General features: G+C 51.1%; 14 protein-coding genes. 6 read left to right on the top strand and 8 right to left on the bottom strand.

Going from position 1 to position 18,546, the window contains the following annotated elements; genetic code table 11:
• Positions 1-26: 26 nt before the first annotated feature.
• The 5 genes from carB to PCAR_RS08960 all read left to right on the top strand — a co-directional run bounded on the left by carB (position 27) and on the right by PCAR_RS08960 (position 6,829).
• Positions 27-3,281, top strand: coding sequence for a carbamoyl-phosphate synthase large subunit (gene carB, locus PCAR_RS08980; protein WP_011341343.1), 3,255 nt, complete (start codon positions 27-29; stop codon positions 3,279-3,281).
• Positions 3,282-3,397: 116 nt separating this feature from the next.
• Positions 3,398-3,874, top strand: a complete 477-nt coding sequence (gene greA, locus PCAR_RS08975; protein WP_011341342.1) for a transcription elongation factor GreA — start codon at positions 3,398-3,400, stop codon at positions 3,872-3,874.
• Positions 3,875-3,920: 46 nt separating this feature from the next.
• A complete protein-coding gene (locus PCAR_RS08970; protein WP_011341341.1) occupies positions 3,921-4,127 on the top strand; it encodes a DUF1858 domain-containing protein in 207 nt (68 codons plus the stop codon).
• 14 nt (positions 4,128-4,141) lie between these two features.
• On the top strand, positions 4,142-6,295 hold the full coding sequence (gene recG / locus PCAR_RS08965) for an ATP-dependent DNA helicase RecG (protein ID WP_011341340.1): 2,154 nt from the start codon (positions 4,142-4,144) through the stop codon (positions 6,293-6,295).
• A gap of 108 nt (positions 6,296-6,403) precedes the next feature.
• Positions 6,404-6,829 (top strand): hypothetical protein, encoded by a 426-nt coding sequence (locus PCAR_RS08960; RefSeq protein WP_011341339.1) that lies wholly within the window; start codon positions 6,404-6,406, stop codon positions 6,827-6,829.
• A gap of 147 nt (positions 6,830-6,976) precedes the next feature.
• Here PCAR_RS08960 and hydE read toward each other — a convergent pair whose 3' ends face one another.
• The 8 genes from hydE to PCAR_RS08920 form a co-directional block, all read right to left on the bottom strand.
• The gene (gene hydE, locus PCAR_RS08955; RefSeq protein WP_011341338.1) at positions 6,977-7,990 is read right to left on the bottom strand and encodes a [FeFe] hydrogenase H-cluster radical SAM maturase HydE; all 1,014 of its coding nucleotides are present in this window, start codon (positions 7,988-7,990) and stop codon (positions 6,977-6,979) included.
• A 65-nt stretch (positions 7,991-8,055) separates the two neighbouring features.
• Positions 8,056-9,450, bottom strand: a complete 1,395-nt coding sequence (locus tag PCAR_RS08950; protein ID WP_041531319.1) for a heterodisulfide reductase-related iron-sulfur binding cluster — start codon at positions 9,448-9,450, stop codon at positions 8,056-8,058.
• 91 nt (positions 9,451-9,541) lie between these two features.
• Positions 9,542-11,299 (bottom strand): NADH-dependent [FeFe] hydrogenase, group A6, encoded by a 1,758-nt coding sequence (locus PCAR_RS08945; protein WP_011341336.1) that lies wholly within the window; start codon positions 11,297-11,299, stop codon positions 9,542-9,544.
• A gap of 18 nt (positions 11,300-11,317) precedes the next feature.
• Entirely contained in the window at positions 11,318-12,778 is a 1,461-nt protein-coding gene (locus tag PCAR_RS08940) for an NADH-ubiquinone oxidoreductase-F iron-sulfur binding region domain-containing protein (RefSeq protein ID WP_011341335.1), read from the bottom strand.
• Positions 12,779-12,796: 18 nt separating this feature from the next.
• Positions 12,797-13,180 (bottom strand): (2Fe-2S) ferredoxin domain-containing protein, encoded by a 384-nt coding sequence (locus PCAR_RS08935; RefSeq protein ID WP_011341334.1) that lies wholly within the window; start codon positions 13,178-13,180, stop codon positions 12,797-12,799.
• A gap of 19 nt (positions 13,181-13,199) precedes the next feature.
• On the bottom strand, positions 13,200-13,721 hold the full coding sequence (locus PCAR_RS08930) for a complex I 24 kDa subunit family protein (protein ID WP_011341333.1): 522 nt from the start codon (positions 13,719-13,721) through the stop codon (positions 13,200-13,202).
• A gap of 967 nt (positions 13,722-14,688) precedes the next feature.
• Positions 14,689-15,858 carry a DUF2201 family putative metallopeptidase gene (locus tag PCAR_RS08925; protein ID WP_011341331.1) on the bottom strand — a complete coding sequence of 390 codons (1,170 nt, stop codon included), beginning with the start codon at positions 15,856-15,858 and terminating at the stop codon, positions 14,689-14,691.
• Positions 15,859-15,890: 32 nt separating this feature from the next.
• Complete coding sequence (locus tag PCAR_RS08920; protein ID WP_011341330.1) at positions 15,891-16,889, bottom strand: AAA family ATPase; 999 nt, start codon at positions 16,887-16,889, stop codon at positions 15,891-15,893.
• A 207-nt stretch (positions 16,890-17,096) separates the two neighbouring features.
• Here PCAR_RS08920 and PCAR_RS08915 point away from each other — a divergent pair, with 207 nt between their 5' ends.
• Complete coding sequence (locus PCAR_RS08915; protein WP_011341329.1) at positions 17,097-18,524, top strand: PLP-dependent aminotransferase family protein; 1,428 nt, start codon at positions 17,097-17,099, stop codon at positions 18,522-18,524.
• Positions 18,525-18,546: the final 22 nt, after the last annotated feature.

Genomic DNA, 18,546 nt, shown 5'->3' with positions numbered 1-18,546 from the left:
CTTCAGGATCAAGTGAAGGAAAGACCATGCCCAAAAGAACAGATATTCAGAAAATTCTGATTATTGGCGCCGGGCCCATTATTATCGGCCAGGCCTGCGAATTCGATTATTCCGGAACCCAGGCCTGCAAGGCTCTCAAAGAAGAGGGATACACCGTTATCCTTTTGAATTCGAACCCGGCCACCATCATGACCGACCCGGAAACAGCGGATCGGACCTATGTGGAGCCGGTTACACCGGAAGTCCTCGAGAAAATCATTGAAGCAGAGCGTCCCGACGCCATTTTACCCACTCTCGGTGGCCAGACCGCATTGAATACCGCCGTCGCCGCGGCCCAAAACGGTGTACTCGAACGCTACGGCGTGGAATTGATCGGTGCCAGTCTGCCGGCTATTGAAAAAGCCGAGGACCGCACCCTGTTTAAAGAAGCCATGGCCAAAATAGGCGTAGCCGTACCCCGATCCGGCCTCGCCCACAGTTATGAAGAAGCGATGAAGATCATCGAGTATGTCGGCTATCCGGCCATTATTCGTCCTTCTTTTACCTTGGGCGGAACGGGCGGCGGTATCGCATACAACCGTGAAGAATATGAAGCGCTGGCACTCGGCGGCATCGATGCTTCTCCCACCGATGAGATTCTGGTGGAAGAGTCGATCATCGGTTGGAAAGAATTCGAGCTTGAGGTCATGCGCGACAAGGCCGACAATGTCGTCATCATCTGCTCCATCGAAAACTTCGATGCCATGGGCGTTCATACCGGCGACTCCATCACCGTGGCGCCGGCGCAGACCCTGTCCGACAAGGAATACCAGCTTTTGCGCGATGCCTCCATCAAGATCATCCGCGAAATCGGGGTCGACACCGGCGGTTCCAATATTCAGTTCGCCATCAACCCCGTCGACGGACGCCTGGCGGTCATCGAGATGAACCCCCGGGTATCGCGGTCGTCGGCCCTGGCATCCAAGGCAACGGGTTTTCCCATTGCTAAAATTGCCGCAAAATTATCCGTGGGTTACACCCTGGATGAGATTCCCAACGATATTACCCAGGAAACTTTTGCTTCCTTCGAACCGACCATCGATTATGTGGTCACCAAGATTCCGCGTTTTACTTTCGAGAAATTTCCCCAGGCCGACAGCACACTGACCACCCAGATGAAGTCGGTGGGAGAGGCCATGTCCATCGGCAGGACGTTTAAAGAAAGCCTCCAAAAGGGTCTGCGTTCCATGGAAATCGGATCCTACGGGTTCGAAAGTCGCCTCTACAACTCTCCTGCAGAGTGGGGTTCTCCCCTGGATGATGCCGCCCGGGAACTGCTCAATACCAAGCTGCATGTACCGAACTGGGAGCGTATCTGGTATGTCGCCGACGCATTCCGCGCCGGTATGGATATTCCGCAGATTTATACCGCCACCGGTATCGATCCCTGGTTCCTCTTTCAGATCCAGCAGATCATTGAGATGGAAGAGCAACTGGTCAAATTGGTCGAATTGCCCGCTACCGCCACCGAATGGCCTGAATTGTTGCGCGAAGCCAAGCAAAACGGATTTTCCGATCGGCGTCTGGCGCAACTTTGGGGCAAAACGGAGGACGAGGTACGTCAACTGCGCCTTGACATGAACATTCATCCCGTTTACAAGCGCGTTGACACCTGCGGTGCCGAATTCATAGCCCATACGCCGTATCTTTATTCGACTTATGAAACCGAATGCGAAGCGATGCCGACTGACCGCAAAAAGATCATGATTCTCGGCGGCGGGCCCAATCGAATCGGTCAAGGCATCGAGTTCGATTACTGTTGCGTTCACGGCGTTATGGCCTTGGCTGAGGATGGTTACGAAACCATCATGGTCAATTGCAACCCTGAAACCGTTTCCACCGACTACGATACATCCGACCGACTTTATTTCGAACCTTTGACTTTTGAGGATGTCCTCGAGATCGTCCATATTGAAAAGCCTGTGGGCGTCATTGTGCAGTTCGGCGGTCAGACTCCTTTGAAACTGGCCGTGTCGCTGGAAAAAGCCGGCGTCCCCATCATCGGCACTTCACCCGATGCTATCGACCGCGCCGAGGACCGCGAGCGCTTTCAGGCACTGTTATTCAAGCTCAACCTGTTGCAACCCGACAATGGTCTGGCACGCTCCTTCGACGAAGCTGAGAAGATCGCTGAACGTATCGGTTATCCGGTCGTTGTGCGTCCTTCCTACGTTCTCGGCGGTCGCGCCATGGAAATCGTCTACCATGTCGATGCCTTGCGCAATTATATGCAAAATGCCGTGCAGGCCTCCCCGGATCATCCGATTCTGATCGATAAATTTCTCGAACATGCCATCGAAGTCGATGTCGATGCTCTGTGCGACGGAAAAAGCGTCGTTATCGGCGGTATCATGCAGCACATCGAAGAGGCCGGCATTCACTCCGGCGACTCGGCATGCGCATTGCCTCCGTTCTCTCTGAAACCCGAGATTGTCGATGAAATCCGCCGTCAGACCCGGGAGCTTGCCTTGGAGCTCGGTGTCGTCGGCTTGATGAACATTCAATACGCTGTCAAGGAAGACACCATTTATCTGCTCGAAGTCAATCCGCGCGCCAGTCGCACGGTGCCGTTTGTATCCAAGGCGACCAATCGACCACTGGCCAAACTGGCTGCACGGGTCATGGCAGGAAAAACTCTGGAAGATCTCCAGGTCCACGATGAGATCATTCCGTCCTACATCTCGGTCAAGGAAGCCGTCTTCCCCTTTGTCAAGTTCCCCGGGGTCGATACGCTGCTCGGTCCCGAAATGAAATCGACCGGTGAGGTCATGGGAATCGACACCAACCTGTATCGGGCCTTTGCCAAGGCTCAGCTGGCGGCCGGAGTGATTCTGCCTGTCAAAGGCAAGGTCTTTATCAGCCTCAAGGATGGCGACAAGCAAACCTTCCTTGAGCCGGCACGGCGCCTGGTTGAGGGTGGTTTTTCCCTGGTTGCAACCCGTGGAACAGCTTCTTTCCTCGAGGCCAACGGGCTTCCGGTAACCGCCATCAACAAGGTTAAAGAAGGTCGCCCGCATTGTGTTGATGCACTGAAAAGCAAAGAAATCGACATGGTATTCAACACCACTTTCGGGCCGCAATCCGTATCCGATTCCTATTCCATCCGGCGTACGGCCCTGATGTACAACATTGCCTACTATACAACCCTCGAAGGCATCATTGCCGCCGTGGATGCCGTACTGTCTCTGGGACGAGAAAAGCTTGACGTTGTTCCTCTCCAGGAGTATTATTCAGGGCAATAGCCGCCATTTTCATGGCGGCATTCGAGTATCTTAGACGTAATAAACCAAATATAAGTTAAACTACCGGGCGGGTTTACCCGCCCGCTGATTTTTACAGAAGAGGGTTAAAGCGAACCATGTCCCAAAGCGTACCTATGACTGAAGAAGGTTACCGTAGTCTCCAAGACGAACTAAAGCATCTTATTCGCGTCGAACGCCCCAAAGTGGTCCAGGATATCGCGGAAGCACGCAGCCATGGGGATCTTTCCGAAAATGCCGAATACGATGCCGCCAAAAACCGGCAGGGTTTTATCGAGGGACGCATCAAAGAGCTGAACGACAAAATTGCACGCGCCGAGGTGATTAAACCCGGCGATGTCGTCACGGATAAAATCGTTTTCGGCGCCAGCGTTACCTTGTTCGATGTGGATACGGACAGTGAAGTAACTTATAAAATCGTCGGTGAAGATGAAGCTGATCTCAAACACGGCAAAATCTCTGTCACCTCGCCGGTCGGCAGGGCACTGATCGGACATCGCCTGGATGACGAAGTCCGGATCAAGGTTCCTTCCGGACTGAAAATCTATGAAGTCGTCAACATTGCATATATGTAAAATAGACGGCTATCCTTTTCGATAACGTCCTTCAAAGGAAAAGATTATGAGCGACAAAATCACCAAAGATATGAAATTCAGCGAAATCCTTAACTATGGTCAGCCTGTCGTCCAGGTATTTATGAAATATCAGATGGGATGCCTGGGATGCGCGGTCGCCAAGTTCGAAACTCTTGAGCAGGGAGCCAATGCCCATGGTGTTGATGTCGATGCCCTGTTAAAGGATCTCAACGCTGCCATCGACAACGACTAAGGAGGGCAGGGGGCATGTCCCTTAAGCCCACTTACAAGCAATGCCATGAATTTCTTGGAACTCCCCTGGATACCATCCGGGGGGTTGGTCCCCGTTTGGTCGAAAAATTTGCCAAAATGGGGGTTTTCACTGTTGAACACGCCCTTTATACCCTGCCTTTTCGCTACGAAGACCGTCGCCGTCTCACTCCCATCGCTCAATTAAAACCGGATTGCAAAGAGATCTTCGTCGGTGAAGTCCTTGCTGCCTCCGAAAAAACAACCTCGCGCTCGCGCCGAAAACTCTTTGAAGTTATCGTTGGAGACAGCAGTGGCAGCATCAGTCTCAAATGGTTTCATTACCGGAAAACCTGGATACAAAAGCAGTATCCGCTGGGCCGTCGAGGTATTTTTTACGGTGAAGTCAAGAGGTTCGGGGCCATCCGTGAAATTCATCATCCGGATGTCGATTTCCTGCGCGAAGGGCAAGACCCGCAATCGTTGCTGGAATCCGATCCGCTCAGCTTTGGCCGGATTCTCCCGGTATATCCTCTTACCGAAGGACTGACCCAAAAAACCATCCGTAAAATCTGGAAACAGATCGTTGACCGCTATGCCGAATACGTCGTGGCTCCGCTTCCTGATGAGATACGCAAACGACAAAACCTCATGCCGTTGTCGGATGCTCTCAGGCGGGTACACTTCCCATCCTCTGATTCCTCATTAAAAGAACTGGAAGAGGGGATGAGTCCGGCGAGACGGACCCTGGTGTTTGACGAACTCTTTTATCTCGAACTCGGCATGGCTTTAAAACGGCGTGGGGTTTTACTCGAAGAAGGTCATGCTTTTAAGCTCGATCATATCTACACCAAACCTTTGGCCGGGATGCTGCCATTTCGTCTGACTGAGGCCCAACGCAGAGTGCTGGGGGAAATTAAGCGCGACATGATGTCGCCACACCCGATGAATCGTTTGCTTCAGGGGGATGTCGGCAGCGGCAAAACGGTCGTGGCCCTTATGGCCGCTCTGGTCGCCATCGAAAACCGGACCCAGGTGGCCGTTGTCGCGCCGACAGAAATTCTCGCAGAGCAACACTTTTTTCAATTTCAGGGCTGGATGAAGGCCCTCGGACTAGGCGTCGTCTTTTTAACCGGATCTACGCCGACAGCTCAACGCCGTGAAATCCTTCAACAACTGAAAAACAGCACCGTCGACATGGTGGTGGGTACTCACGCAGTATTGCAGGACGATGTGGAATTCGCAGCACTCGGGCTCGGCATCATCGATGAACAACATCGTTTCGGTGTCTTGCAGCGGGCTTGCCTGCGCAAAAAGGGGAAGCATCCCGATTTGTTGGTCATGACCGCGACGCCCATTCCACGTACCCTTGCACTCACCGTATACGGCGACCTGGCCTTATCGGTCATTGACCAGATGCCTCCCGGTCGGCAACCGGTTAACACTAAAGTCATCGTCGATCAGCAACGGCGGCAGGCCTACCAAACCATCAGGAACGAACTTGTCGAAGGCAGGCAGGCTTACATCGTTTACCCCTTGGTTGAAGAGACAGAGAAAAGCGATCTCATGGCGGCGACCGAGGGCGCCGAGTTCTTGCAGGAGAAGGTTTTTCCCGATAAACGGATCGGTGTTCTGCATGGAAAAATGCGTCCAGCCGACAAAGAAGCGATCATGCGCTGCTTTAAAGCCGGGGAACTCGACATCCTGGTTTCCACAACCGTGATCGAAGTCGGCATCGACGTTCCCAATGCAACTGTCATGATGATTGAGCATGCGGAACGCTTCGGTCTTGCTCAGTTACATCAATTGCGCGGCCGAGTCGGACGCGGCCAGCATCAAAGCTATTGTCTGTTGATCAGATCGCATCGTTGCAGTGAAGATGGGTTACGTCGTCTTGACGTCATGGAGGCAACCACGGACGGATTTAAAATCGCCGAAGCCGACCTCGAGATCAGAGGTCCCGGTGAATTTCTGGGTACGCGGCAGTCCGGGTTACCCGATTTTCGTGTAGCCAACCTGATCCGCGACGGCCGTATCCTTGAACAGGCACGGCAGGAAGCTTTCAGTATTGCGAATGACCCCGGATTTTTGACCTCCGATCATTACGCCGAATTACGACAAGCTCTTAAGGACCGTTGGGGGGATCGCCTTGAATTAGCGAGCCTTGGGTGAGTATCAAAAATACTACCTGTCTGATGCAGGTTAAATTTTATATTGGTTTACATAATATATCTTATCCGACCCAACATTTGTTAGGGTCAATTTCTGCGGGGGTATCTCATGATACCTTCGCTGTCCTTTCTTCGTGAACAACTGACCGTTGAAGCTCTGGATGACGACCAGGTAGCCGTTACCGTTGTCCTTCCTGCGGAGCTGGTCAGATCCTACTGTTTCTTCCTTGATTCCCTTGCCGGGTTCTTTCGAACCACTGACCGTCACAGCACCATTGCCCGGGCTCTGGCTCGTACTAAATCCTCATCGATCAACCAGGAAGCTGAAGACCTGAAAGCTGCCTACCGTGATCGCCTGGTCAAGTCCTATGACAAATATGTTGCTGGCGGCCTCAACCACAAGGAAGCCATCAAGCATATTGTCTCCGACCTTCAGAAGATATCCCACCCTTGGAGAACTCGCGAAGTAGTTAGCTCCACCTTGAAGGCTGCTGGACGCTCTGGCTACACCTACCGGTCCCGTCGAGGGAATTAAAAGGGCCTCCAAAATGGGAGGCATACAATTTTGGAGGCCCATATCAATGGCGTGACAGATATCTTAACATCAACAAGGAGAGGATTGTTTCTATCAAGAAAGTGGCATGCCATCGATTCGTTTATATCTAAATTCGAACATATGTTGTTATCGCCCGACTGTCCGACCAATCGAGGCTATGCGACGATGCATACATACTCGACAATCAGCAGCAGTCTCATCAATACAGGCCTTTGAGGGATAAATTTCGTACATGGGCCTGTACTTTTTAGGGGTTAGATTAGGCATCACAATATTTGCTCCCCGGGACAAGCCCAACTCCCTGCCATAGGAAATATTCAAGGTTGCCAGAGCTGTTGTTGTCGGGATGTTTGCGGACGGGCACACAAGTCTCGTCAAGGCAATAACCCTGTATGGCATCTCTTCCGAACAGGGAACCTGTTCGCCGTCGGGTACCGTCATCAATTTATCTGCATATCCAAGGGGAGTACCTGTATGGGGAATGTAGGGCCCTACCCCTATCATGGACAAACCGAGAGACCGGAAAAGTTCGATATCATTCGCCAGGTCTTCATACGTCTGGCCGGGAATACCGACCATGACCCCACTGCCCACCTCATATCCGAGTTCTTCAAGCTTTTTAAGAAGGGCGATGCGATCGCCGCCTTTTTCGCCACACCGGGGATGTATTTGGTCGTACAGGCTCCGATTAGAGGTTTCAAAACGCAGAAGATATCGATCCGCACCGGCTGTTTTCCAACAGGATAGCTCGGCTCCGGCTCTCTCCCCGAGACTTAAGGTAATCGCCAGGTTTGTCTCCCTTTTTATTCTCCTGATAACGTTTTCCATCCATGCGGCGGACATCCCATAATCCTCACCCGACTGCAGTACTATGGTGCCATAGCCATACCGCATTCCTTTATGCGCACAGTCAAGGATCTCATCTTCCGACATCCTATAGCGTTCAACCGTCGTATTATCCGCCCTAAGGCCACAGTACCAACAATTCCTGTCACAAAAATTGGAAAACTCCAAAAGTCCCCGGAGAAGGATGTCGTCTCCGACATATTGCCGGCGGACATCATCGGCAGCTTTCCATAGTCTTGCGACTTGTCTTGCATCCGTGGTCTTTAACCAGTGAAGAATTAATTCCTTGGTCATTTGAATACTTCCTATCGTTTTAAAATTCGGCCACTTGAAATTGCCGATAACTTGACAATCTCACTTCACCCTTCCTCTACTGTCCCTTTATAGGCCCGGGCCAGCACTTCCACCGGATGAAAGACCGGATATGGCAAACAGTGATTGAACTGCAACCGGCAACTCATACAGTCCGTCACAATGGCTCTGGGGTTTTGCGCACGGATCTTTTCCATCAACGCTCTACCCAGGTCGAGTGACTTCTGGTGGAAATGTTCCTTGAAGCCGAAAACACCGCCCATCCCACAACAATCGTAATCGTTACCGATCTCCTGGATATCGAGTCCGGGAATCATTTTCAGGAGATCGAGATACGGCCGGCCGATTTTCTGCTCTCGCAAATGGCATGGAGCAAAATAAACCATCGGTCCGGATACGCGGGAATAGTCTGTATCCAGCTGGCCATTGGCCTGCAAACGTCTCAGAAACAGTCCGAAATCTTGGAGATGATCGGAGAGTTCTATTCGTTCCATGGGATTAATGGATGAAAAGTATCCGTCATCCTTCAGGATATTGCGATATGCGGACTTTCTAAGAGTCCAGAACTGGTTCTTCCCTTTTTCCGGCGCGGGAACCTTGATTTCTCCATCCCTGGCATCGACCGATTGTTGATACATTCCGGAGTAGTAAGCCCGGTCCTTGAGTAGGTTTTTTAAAAAGTAACCGCAGGTCGGGCAAGAATAGACCAGTTCATAGCCATCCCGGAGAGTTCCTAGCAAGCCATCCATATTGGCCCGAGCCAGTCCCAGGGTACGCTTACGGTCGCCTTCCACAAGATACGGCATGCCACAGCATTGCTGAGGGGGTACATATACCGTTGCGCCATGATGCTGCAATATCTCAACGACGCTGCGGGCTATGGCCGGAAACAGGTAACCTGCGGTACAACCGGCAAAATAGGCAACGCGGTTATTACCGTCTTGCGGGCGATCAAGACCATGCTTTGCCGCCCAACGGAAAAAATCATCTTTGGGAAAGACCGGCAGGTTCCGGTCGGAATGAATGCGGACCGCCTTTCGTAACACTGCTCCGGTGAATCGATTCGATTGCAAAGCCTGAGATAGCCTGGGAAAAGTTCCGCAAAGACGGGCCATGAATGGAACATCGCTGAGAAGACGGGTTGCCAGGGCCATGCCTTCCTTGTCGACATAGAGGCTTTTTGCCTCCATCACATCCATCGGTACCTGCGGACAGGGACACAGGCCGCAGAAAGTGCAGAGTTCGGCCAGGTAACGTAGCTGTTTTTCGCTGATGGGTATACCACTTTCCCGTTTCTGGTCGTTCAGGCGATAAAGTTCAATAAAAAAAGCGCAATCCTCCCCCATCATGTCACGACAAGCGTCGCAATCGGCGCATAGATGAATCACCTCACACAATATTTTTTCAGGGGTCCGCCCTTCCTGACGATCCGATAAGCTCATGTCGTTTTGCCCCTTCATTTAAACCCTTACCGCAATCCTTTTGAGCGCCTGAAGTTCCCACTTTAAAGTGGGAACTTCAGCACTCCTTTTCCTAAAACTTGGATCTCTTGAAATAATGGGTATGCAGTAAGTGGTGCGCTTTTTCACTGAGCGGTTTCCCCAGATACTTTTCATACAGTTCAACGATATAGGGGTTTTCGTGGGACTTTCTTTCCGGTTTGGCCAAATCCTCGTCATAGATCGCCGCCGTACGCTTTTTGAGGAGTTCGACATCGCCATGGTGGTAAGGTTGGCCGCCACCGCCGATACACCCACCCGGGCACGACATGATTTCAATCGCATGATATTGGGACTTGCCTTCCCGGATTTCTTCGAGAAGTTTCCGTGCATTTCCGAGTTTATGTGCAACGCCTATGTTCAAGGTATGAGAGCCAACCTGTACCTTCGCGGATTTAACGCCATCCATGCCGCGAACATCTTCAAAGTCTACTTTGTCCAGTTTTTCTCCCGTATGCAGTTCATAGGCGGTTCGCAAGGCGGCTTCGATAACGCCGCCGGTAACACCGAAAATGACGGCAGCACCGGTCGAATAGCCCAGAGGAGCATCAAAATCCTCATCGGGCAAGGCGTTGAATTCGATATTCATCAGTTTAATCAAACGCGCCAACTCACGGGTCGAAAGGGTAATATCCACGTCAGGATTCCCATCGACCATAAATTCCGGCCGGGAACATTCGTATTTTTTGGCAAGGCAAGGCATGATCGAGACCACAACCATCTTTTCGCGGGGGATACCGAGAAGTTCTGCGTAATAAGACTTGGCGACGGCACCGAACATCTGCATCGGCGATTTAGCGGTCGAAGGAACATCGAGGAGGTCGGGGAATTGATGCTCGAAAAACTTTACCCACGCAGGGCAGCACGAAGTCATGATGGGCAACTTGACTGACGTGTCGCCATCGAGATGCCGCGTCAAACGATCGAGGAATTCGGAACCTTCTTCCATGATAGTGAGGTCGGCCGCGAAGTCGGTGTCGAATACGTGGTCGAAACCTATTTGCCGTAATGCCGCAACCATCTTTCCGGTCACGGAAGTTCCGGCTTCGATTCCAAACTCCTCCCCAAGGGCGGCCCGTACTGCCGGTGCCGTCTGCACCACGGTTACTTTTTCAGGATCAGCAAGAGCGGTAACGACATCCCAAGTATGATCACGCTCAACAAGTGCGCCTACCGGACAAACGGCCGCACATTGCCCGCAGAAGGTACAGGCGGAATCTTCCAGATTCATCTCAAACGGAGGAGCGACCACGGCATTAAACCCCCTGTCTACACCTGAAAGAATGCCGCAAGTCTGAACATCGTTACACATGGTTTCGCAGCGACGGCACAGGATACATTTGTCCATATCGCGGATGATGGCCGGGGATGCGTCCCGGCGATAGGTGGACATGGCTCCTGAAACGCCGATTTCGCGAATATCGAAAGCTTCGGCCAGATCCTGCAGTTCGCAGTTGCCGGACTTGGCGCATACCAGGCAGTCCTTGGGATGGTCGGAAAGCATCAGCTCGAGAACGCTGCGACGGGCATTGAGAACGCGGATGGTGTTGGTTTTGACAACCATGCCGTCCATGACCGGAGTAGCGCAAGCGGGAGCCAGATTGCGGCGTTTTTCCACTTCAACAACACAGATACGGCAGGAAGCCGTCATGTTGTTGAATTTCATTTCGTCCATCTGCAGGAAACACAGGGTGGGGATGTGGACGTCAAGCTTTTTGGCCGCGTCCAGTATGGTGCTACCCGCCGGCACCTGAGTAGCTTTACCATCGATGGTTATATTCATCATAGACATCTGGAATGTCTCCTTTCGTTACTGTTTGATGATGGCGTCGAACTTACACTTGTCCAGACATGCGCCGCACTTGATACATGCAGCCTGGTCGATGACATGGACTTCTTTCGGCTTACCGCTGATGCAGTTAACCGGGCAGACTTTGGCGCACAGGGTACAGCCAACGCACTTCTGGTCCACAACAGTGTATTCGAGCAGTTCGGCGCAAACGCCGGCAGGACATTTCTTGTCGATGACGTGCGCGCGGTACTCGTCTTCGAACACGCGCATGGTCGACAATACCGGGTTAGGCATGGTCTGGCCCAGGCCACACAGAGCGGTGTCCTTGATGTTCACCGACAGGCTGCGCAGTTTTTCCAGATCTTCCTCGGTACCCTGACCGATGGTGATTTTGTCAAGCAGTTCGTAGATACGCTTGGAGCCGATCCGGCAGGGCGTACATTTGCCGCAGGTTTCGTCCATGGTGAAGTCGAGGAAGAACTTGGCAACCGACACCATGCAGTCTTCTTCGTCCATGACGATCATGCCGCCGGAACCCATCATCGACTGGCGTGCCACGAGGTTTTCGTAGTCGATAGGAGCATCGAGGTCTTTGTAGGTCAAAGCACCGCCGGAAGGTCCACCGGTCTGAACGGCTTTAAATTCCTTGCCGCCGGGGATACCGCCGCCGATATCGTAGATAACTTCTTTCAGGGTGGTTCCCATGGGAACCTCGATCAGACCGACATTGGCGATCTTACCGCAGATACAGAAAACCTTGGTGCCCTTGGAAGTTTCGGTACCGATCTTGTTGAACCAGTCAGCGCCCTTCATGATGATGGCCGGGATGTTGGCCAGGGTCTCGACGTTGTTCACGATGGTCGGCTTGTTCCAGTAACCGGCTTCAGCAGGGAAAGGAGGCTTGGTGTAAGGCTCGCCGCGGTTACCTTCCATGGAGTTGATCAGGGCGGTTTCCTCGCCACAGACAAACGCACCGGCGCCGTATTTCAACTCGAGGTCGAAACAGAAATCGGTGCCCATGATGTTGTCGCCCAGCACGCCCATTTCCTTGGCCTGCTCGATGGCCATTTTCAGACGGGCAATGGCCAGCGGGTACTCGGCACGGATGTAGATGGTGCCTTTGTTGCCGCCGATGGCGTAAGCGCCAATGGCCATAGCTTCGAGAACGCTGTGCGGGTCGCCTTCGAGAACCGCGCGGTCCATGAATGCCCCCGGGTCACCTTCGTCGGCGTTACATACGACATGCTTGATGTCGGACTCGTACTTGGCGGCAAAACCCCATTTTACACCGGTGGGGAAACCTGCGCCGCCACGGCCGCGCAGACCGCTGTTTTTCATCAGTTCGATAACGTCGGCAGGCTTCATTTTGGACAGGCATTTGCCCAGAGCCTGGTAGCCGCCGACGGCAATGTAAGACTCGACGGATTCCGGATCGATAAACCCGCTGTTGCGGGTGGCTATTCTAAGCTGAGTTGCCATAGCTGTTCTCCCCTTGTATTAAAAAACAACGCGCTCGTAGTTGGTCGAAATGACACCTTCGACCAGTTCGCCGCTTTTGATGTATTTCTGCACCAGTTCTTTAGCCTTGTCGCCTTTGACATAGCCGAAGGTCACAGGCTCCCTGCCGGGTAGAGTGATCTCAACGGTGGGTTCGGCGTAGCAGTACGTCTGGCAACCCACCTGCTTAAACACGACATTGGCGATGCCCTGGGCGGCACACTCTTCTTTCATGGCTGCCATAAGCTCTTTGCCGCCCGAAGCGATACTGCAGGTAGCCAGAGATACCCTGACGATTACCTTTTCGTTCATAGTTTTTGTTTTCGCAGCCTGCAGTTTTTCAGCTTTTTCCTGCAGATCCGCCAGAGAATTAATCTTGGTCATATCGTGTCATCTCCCTGTATTAATCGAAGTCAGCAATAATGTCTTTAACCTGGTCAGGCGTGACATTGGCATAGACCTTTTCTCCGACCAGAACAACCGGTGCCAAGGCACAGGCACCAACGCAGCGCAGACAGTCGATGGAGAACTTACCATCTCTGGTCACTTCGCTTACCGTAACACCAAGCTGGTTTTTGAAGGCGTCAACAACCTTATCAGCACCTTTAACGAAGCAGGCGGTACCCATGCAGACGGAGATGGGATGCTTGCCTTTGGGGATCATGGTGAAGAAGGTGTAGAAGCTGACAACACCGTAAACCTGGGCAAGTGATACTTCCATATGATCGGCGACGAACTCCTGCACTTCTTTAGGCAGGTAGCCGAACAGACTCTGGGCTTTGTGGAGAACCGTTACCAGATGGCCTTCCTTGGTGGGCAGCGTAGCTACGAAATCCGCAAGCTGCCGATACAGCGTTGCCGGCAACGTGGCACGATCCGGAATTCTGCATTCCCCGCTTTTCTGACATGTTGATCCTGTTTGCATAAATTCAATCTCTCCCTTCTGTGAGCCATGATGAAATTTACTTTCCCGGAGGCCTATGCCCTTCTGTATCGGGAAAGCCCCTTAAGACCCAAACGCATGAAATTTAAAATTAAAAATCCTTACCACAACTTGCAATCAAAGACGGCACCCCTTCTCCTTAAAGATTTCATCACCAACGGTTAAATCTGAAGAAAAAGGCCACTTCCAATGTCATGTAAGATAGGTTTTTTAGTTAAAAACAGACAGAGACAATCGTTACAAATTATTACGGTAACAGTTCTCTGAATAACGGTCTGTTTCTATAATTTTTAGAGAAACTGTTTTGTAAACGAAATACGGTGGGCAATACAGTCAAAATAATGGAAGATGCACTAGATGCAGAGTATGATGGCTGGTATAGAACGTGATGGACGTTCCACTTTCAGAAGGAAACATTGATGAATGATAAATTTAATGTATTACGCTCGTGAAATAGCAGGACACAAAGATTTCGGGGAAAAGAATTTCTTTCTCTGAGGTAATATCGACAAATGCAAACATGCCCATGACGAGAAGTATAGTCATGATTTGAGCCCAACTTTTTTTAGACATACCATAAGCCCTCTATTTCAGGTATTATTCAACTGTGGCATCCAAAGGCAAAAGAAATACTCATGGGGATAATGGATCTGGCTCCTTCGCGACTATACCCTATGGACATATTTCCATTTCTTGACTTTCAAAGGAGCATAATCCCATCAACCGTAAAGCGAGAGCATTCTCTACGGTTGTTGTATAACGCAATAGATATTGCCTGGTGTTGACCTCTCCGGTCCCGAGGTAAAAACATTGGCGCGAGAGTTCAGGAAATCCCGTCCTGAGACTGTCCCGCTGACACAAGGTAAGAAGTATCACTTTATCCATTTTTCCTCTTGATATTCTTATCGATCCATCTCGTGGCCATTACCGAAAACCGAACCTCCCGGAGTTATTCAAGGGTGGCGATTTGCCCGAACTTTGGATAATAGTGCGATGGGATATCCCGGTCACCGATGGTGGAGACCCACAGAGTTGGAATACCGGGATCGATGTCCGGACTGTTTCCCCGCAGGTCTGTCAGGTAAATTATGCAACCGGCATCGGGCACGTTTTTAGAGACCCACTCAAAAGGCGGACACAAATCGGTACCTCCGAACCCTGTCGCATTCAACTCCACAGGATATTGATCCGGGGTAAAGATCTGCGTTCCGGTTATGTCGCTATCGCAATAGACCACACTGACAGTGGAAGGATAACTTTGAAGGATATCGTTCAGTTCGGCCTGAAATTGATTCAACTCGCTCTGCCCGATCGAGCCGGAAGTATCCACGGCAACAACAAGAGGTTTGAGCCCGTTTGAGCAAAAACTCGGAAGATAGATCCCCTTGGCAATGTGGCGCCGGTTCGGTTGTTTCCACGAATAATCGTTGCGGCCCGTACGATCGATAAAACTTCTCAGCATTTCCCGCCAATCGAGAATAGCATGAACACTTTCGTTCACCAGACGTTCAAGGGAAGCCGGCAATTTCCCCTGAGCTTTTGCGGCCTGGGCAGCTTGCTGTATCGCAATGGTAATTTCCGCTTCTTCGCGTTCCCTCTCTGCCCTTGACAGCGGTTTGCCGTATTCGTTCCCGGCATCTTCGAAACCGCCGCATCCACCGGGATCATCCCGATAACCTTCTTCGTCCTCTCGACCGGTTCCCGCGTGTTCCTCCTCGCGCGCAGATCCGGGCAGGCGTTCATAAATTTGCTCTGCGGCAAGATTGGCGAATTCTTTTTTATATAAAGCGCCAGGCAACATGCTGAGACCTGCATCCTTAAGGATTCCGTTTATAGCGTAATCACCGGCTTTATTGAATTTGCCGAGATTTCGCCCTCCCCTCCTCAACGGATGAAAATGGGCAACATGCATAACCAGATGGGCCAGAACAAACACCACCTGATCGACGTGCAAAGAGTCGACAAACTGCGGGTTGTATCGGATTTCCCTTCCGTTGGTACAGGCGGTTTTGGTGTTTGCATCCTCATAAATCCGCATACGGAGCAGCAATGTAGCGAAAAAAGGGTGATCGAGCACCGTCCTCGCAATCGCTTTTGCCAGCTTTGAGGATTTTTCCATCGGTCATTCCTTTTGGATATTATCCTTGGCCCTCAGATCAAAAGATCGCCGTTAACTTTGGCCCAATCGGCAAATTCGTCGGTTCCGGCAAGCTTGGACTCGGCACGTAGAGCATCGCGCAACCAAACGACCTGAAATTCGGTCGGCAAGCGTTTCATATAGCGGAAGGCCCGTGAAACATTCTCTGAATTTATTTTCCGGCTCATGGCTCCACATAAGGCATAGAGCACTGAAGGCTCTCCGGGAATTTCAGCATCATCCGGACTGCACATAATGGCATCTATATCCGGAAGGTCCCGGCATATTCCTAAAAAAGAGGTGAATTCAGCAGCCGCGCCAAAACCTAATGCGCCTGCAAAAAAAGGCAACTCCGCTTCATAAGGCAATGTTCCCAGAAATTTACCGACATTCGCCCATACCCGCGGACACGGGAAAGAATTCCCCTGGGCCTTGGCATCAAAGGAATGAAGCAATTCAGGGCGTAGACGCAAAAAACTGCTAATCTCTACCGGAACATCGTTATCAACCGCCCAAGCACACCATTCATCAAGATCCACGGCTAATTCCAAGTGAGTGGCAAAACGGGAACCCAGGGCTTTGCTGATTTTCCTGCTAAAAGAGCCGTCCATTACCCTGTTTCCTGCAGCCAGTATTCTCCATCCATCGGGTAGGCAGTATTCGCCTAGCTTACGATCAAGGACAAGCTGCAACAACGAACTCTGAACAGATTCGGGCGCCTGGGACAGTTCATCGAGGAAAAGTACCCCCTCCCCTTCTGTTGGCAAGAAGTCCGGAGGATTCCATCGTGTGACGCTGTTATCAACGGAAGGAACACCCCGCAAATCGACGGGATCAAGAAGAACGGCACGTATATCGATTAAAGGTAAGCGCAAATCCGCAGCTACTTGCGCAACAATTTGGGATTTACCTATCCCAGGTGGTCCCCATAGAAACATCGGAACGTTAACGTGTAGTCCGCTCTTGAGAATGGTGATGGCCAGAGAAGGTTTGACCGTAACCGAGGACTCCATAACTTCTCCCCTTACATCGGTATTTAGGTTGGTGTGGCATCAATATAAATTCTCTACGTGATAACCGACAGCCACAGTTTCTGCACCAAAAGATGATAACAGTTACAAAAAACGGCATCTGTTATCGTCTTTTTTTAGACCAACTGTTTTTGCATAAAAATTACGGGAAGTGGTATTCTGTAGGACGATATACACGGGGGGTAGAATATGGACAAAACGCTGCTATACCAGGCTGTCTGCAAGAAAATTCAGGAAATGATCGGAAAGGGTACATTTCGCCAGGGTGAGCGGATACCGTCCATAAGGGTTCTCAGCAGAGAAATGAAAATCAGTCCCAATACCGTCATGGCGGCCTATGCGCAACTGGAAAACATGGGGCTGATCGAAGCCCGCCCTCAATCCGGTTTTTATGTCAAGCCCCAAGCCTTATCCCACGGGATTAAACGCTCCGGTGGCCTTCTACGGGAAAACCTGAAACCGAAACAGGTTGTTCTTGAGGACACAACGCTACAGGTGATGAACACCATTTCCAATCAAATGCTCTTACCTCTGGGCATCGGCATGCCCAATCCCGATAAGTTACCCATCGAAAAACTCACCAGGATGCTCGCTTCGGAATCAAAACGCTTTGGAATCCAGAGTATTTCCTATGCAGATGTCCAAGGGATCCCCCGATTGCGCACCCAGATTGCAAAACGCTCCTTTCTCGCGGGATGTTCCTTGGGAGCAGACGACATCATTATTACTTCGGGGTGCATAGAGGCAATCACTCTCGCCCTTCAGTGTGTGTGTCGACAGGGAGACACAATAGCCATCGGAACTCCCGTTCATCCCGCTTTTCTCAAGTTCATACAATGGATGGGATTGAAAATATTGGAAATCCCATCCTGCCCAGCCGAAGGTATCAACCTTGATGTTCTCAGTTATACCATCAAGCAAAATCACGTTTCGGCCTGCATCGTAATTGCAAATTTCAATAACCCGCTGGGCAGCCTCATGCCCGAAGAAAAAAAACAGGAGCTTGTCTCCCTCCTTGAAAGAAATAACATCCCCCTGATTGAGGATGATATTTACGGAGATTTAGCATTCGGAAAAGCCCGCCCCAACGCTTTGAAAGCCTATGAGCAAAAGGGCCTTGTGCTACACTGCTCTTCTTTCTCCAAGACCCTTGCCCCGGGGTATAGGGTTGGCTGGATAGCACCGGGAAAATTTATGCAGAAACTGATGCAGCGCAAATCTCTATCCAATATTGCGACGGCATCGCCGACCCAACTTGCCATTGCCGAGTTCCTGGTGAACGGTGGGTATGATTCTTATCTGAGGAAGGTCAGACGGACCTATGCCAAGCAAATAGATAGCGTTATAGAAGTCATCGGACTTTATTTTCCAGGAGGTACAATAGCGAGTCGTCCCCGGGGAGGTTACAATCTCTGGGTCGAGTTACCTGAAGGTTATGACACATACAAACTCTACGAGATAGCATTGCAAAATGGCATCAGCATCGCTCCTGGAATGATTTTCACCCTTAAAAAGAACTTCCGTCATTGCTTTCGCATAAACGCTTCCTATTGGTCAAATAGAGTGGAACACGGGGTTGAGTTCCTCGGAAAAGCGGTAAAGGACTGTAAAGTTTGAATAAAGCATTATGGTTTATGGA

It is taken from the genome of Syntrophotalea carbinolica DSM 2380 (assembly GCF_000012885.1).
GTDB classification, from domain to species: domain Bacteria; phylum Desulfobacterota; class Desulfuromonadia; order Desulfuromonadales; family Syntrophotaleaceae; genus Syntrophotalea; species Syntrophotalea carbinolica.
This window is presented reverse-complemented; position numbering and strand designations above follow the sequence as displayed.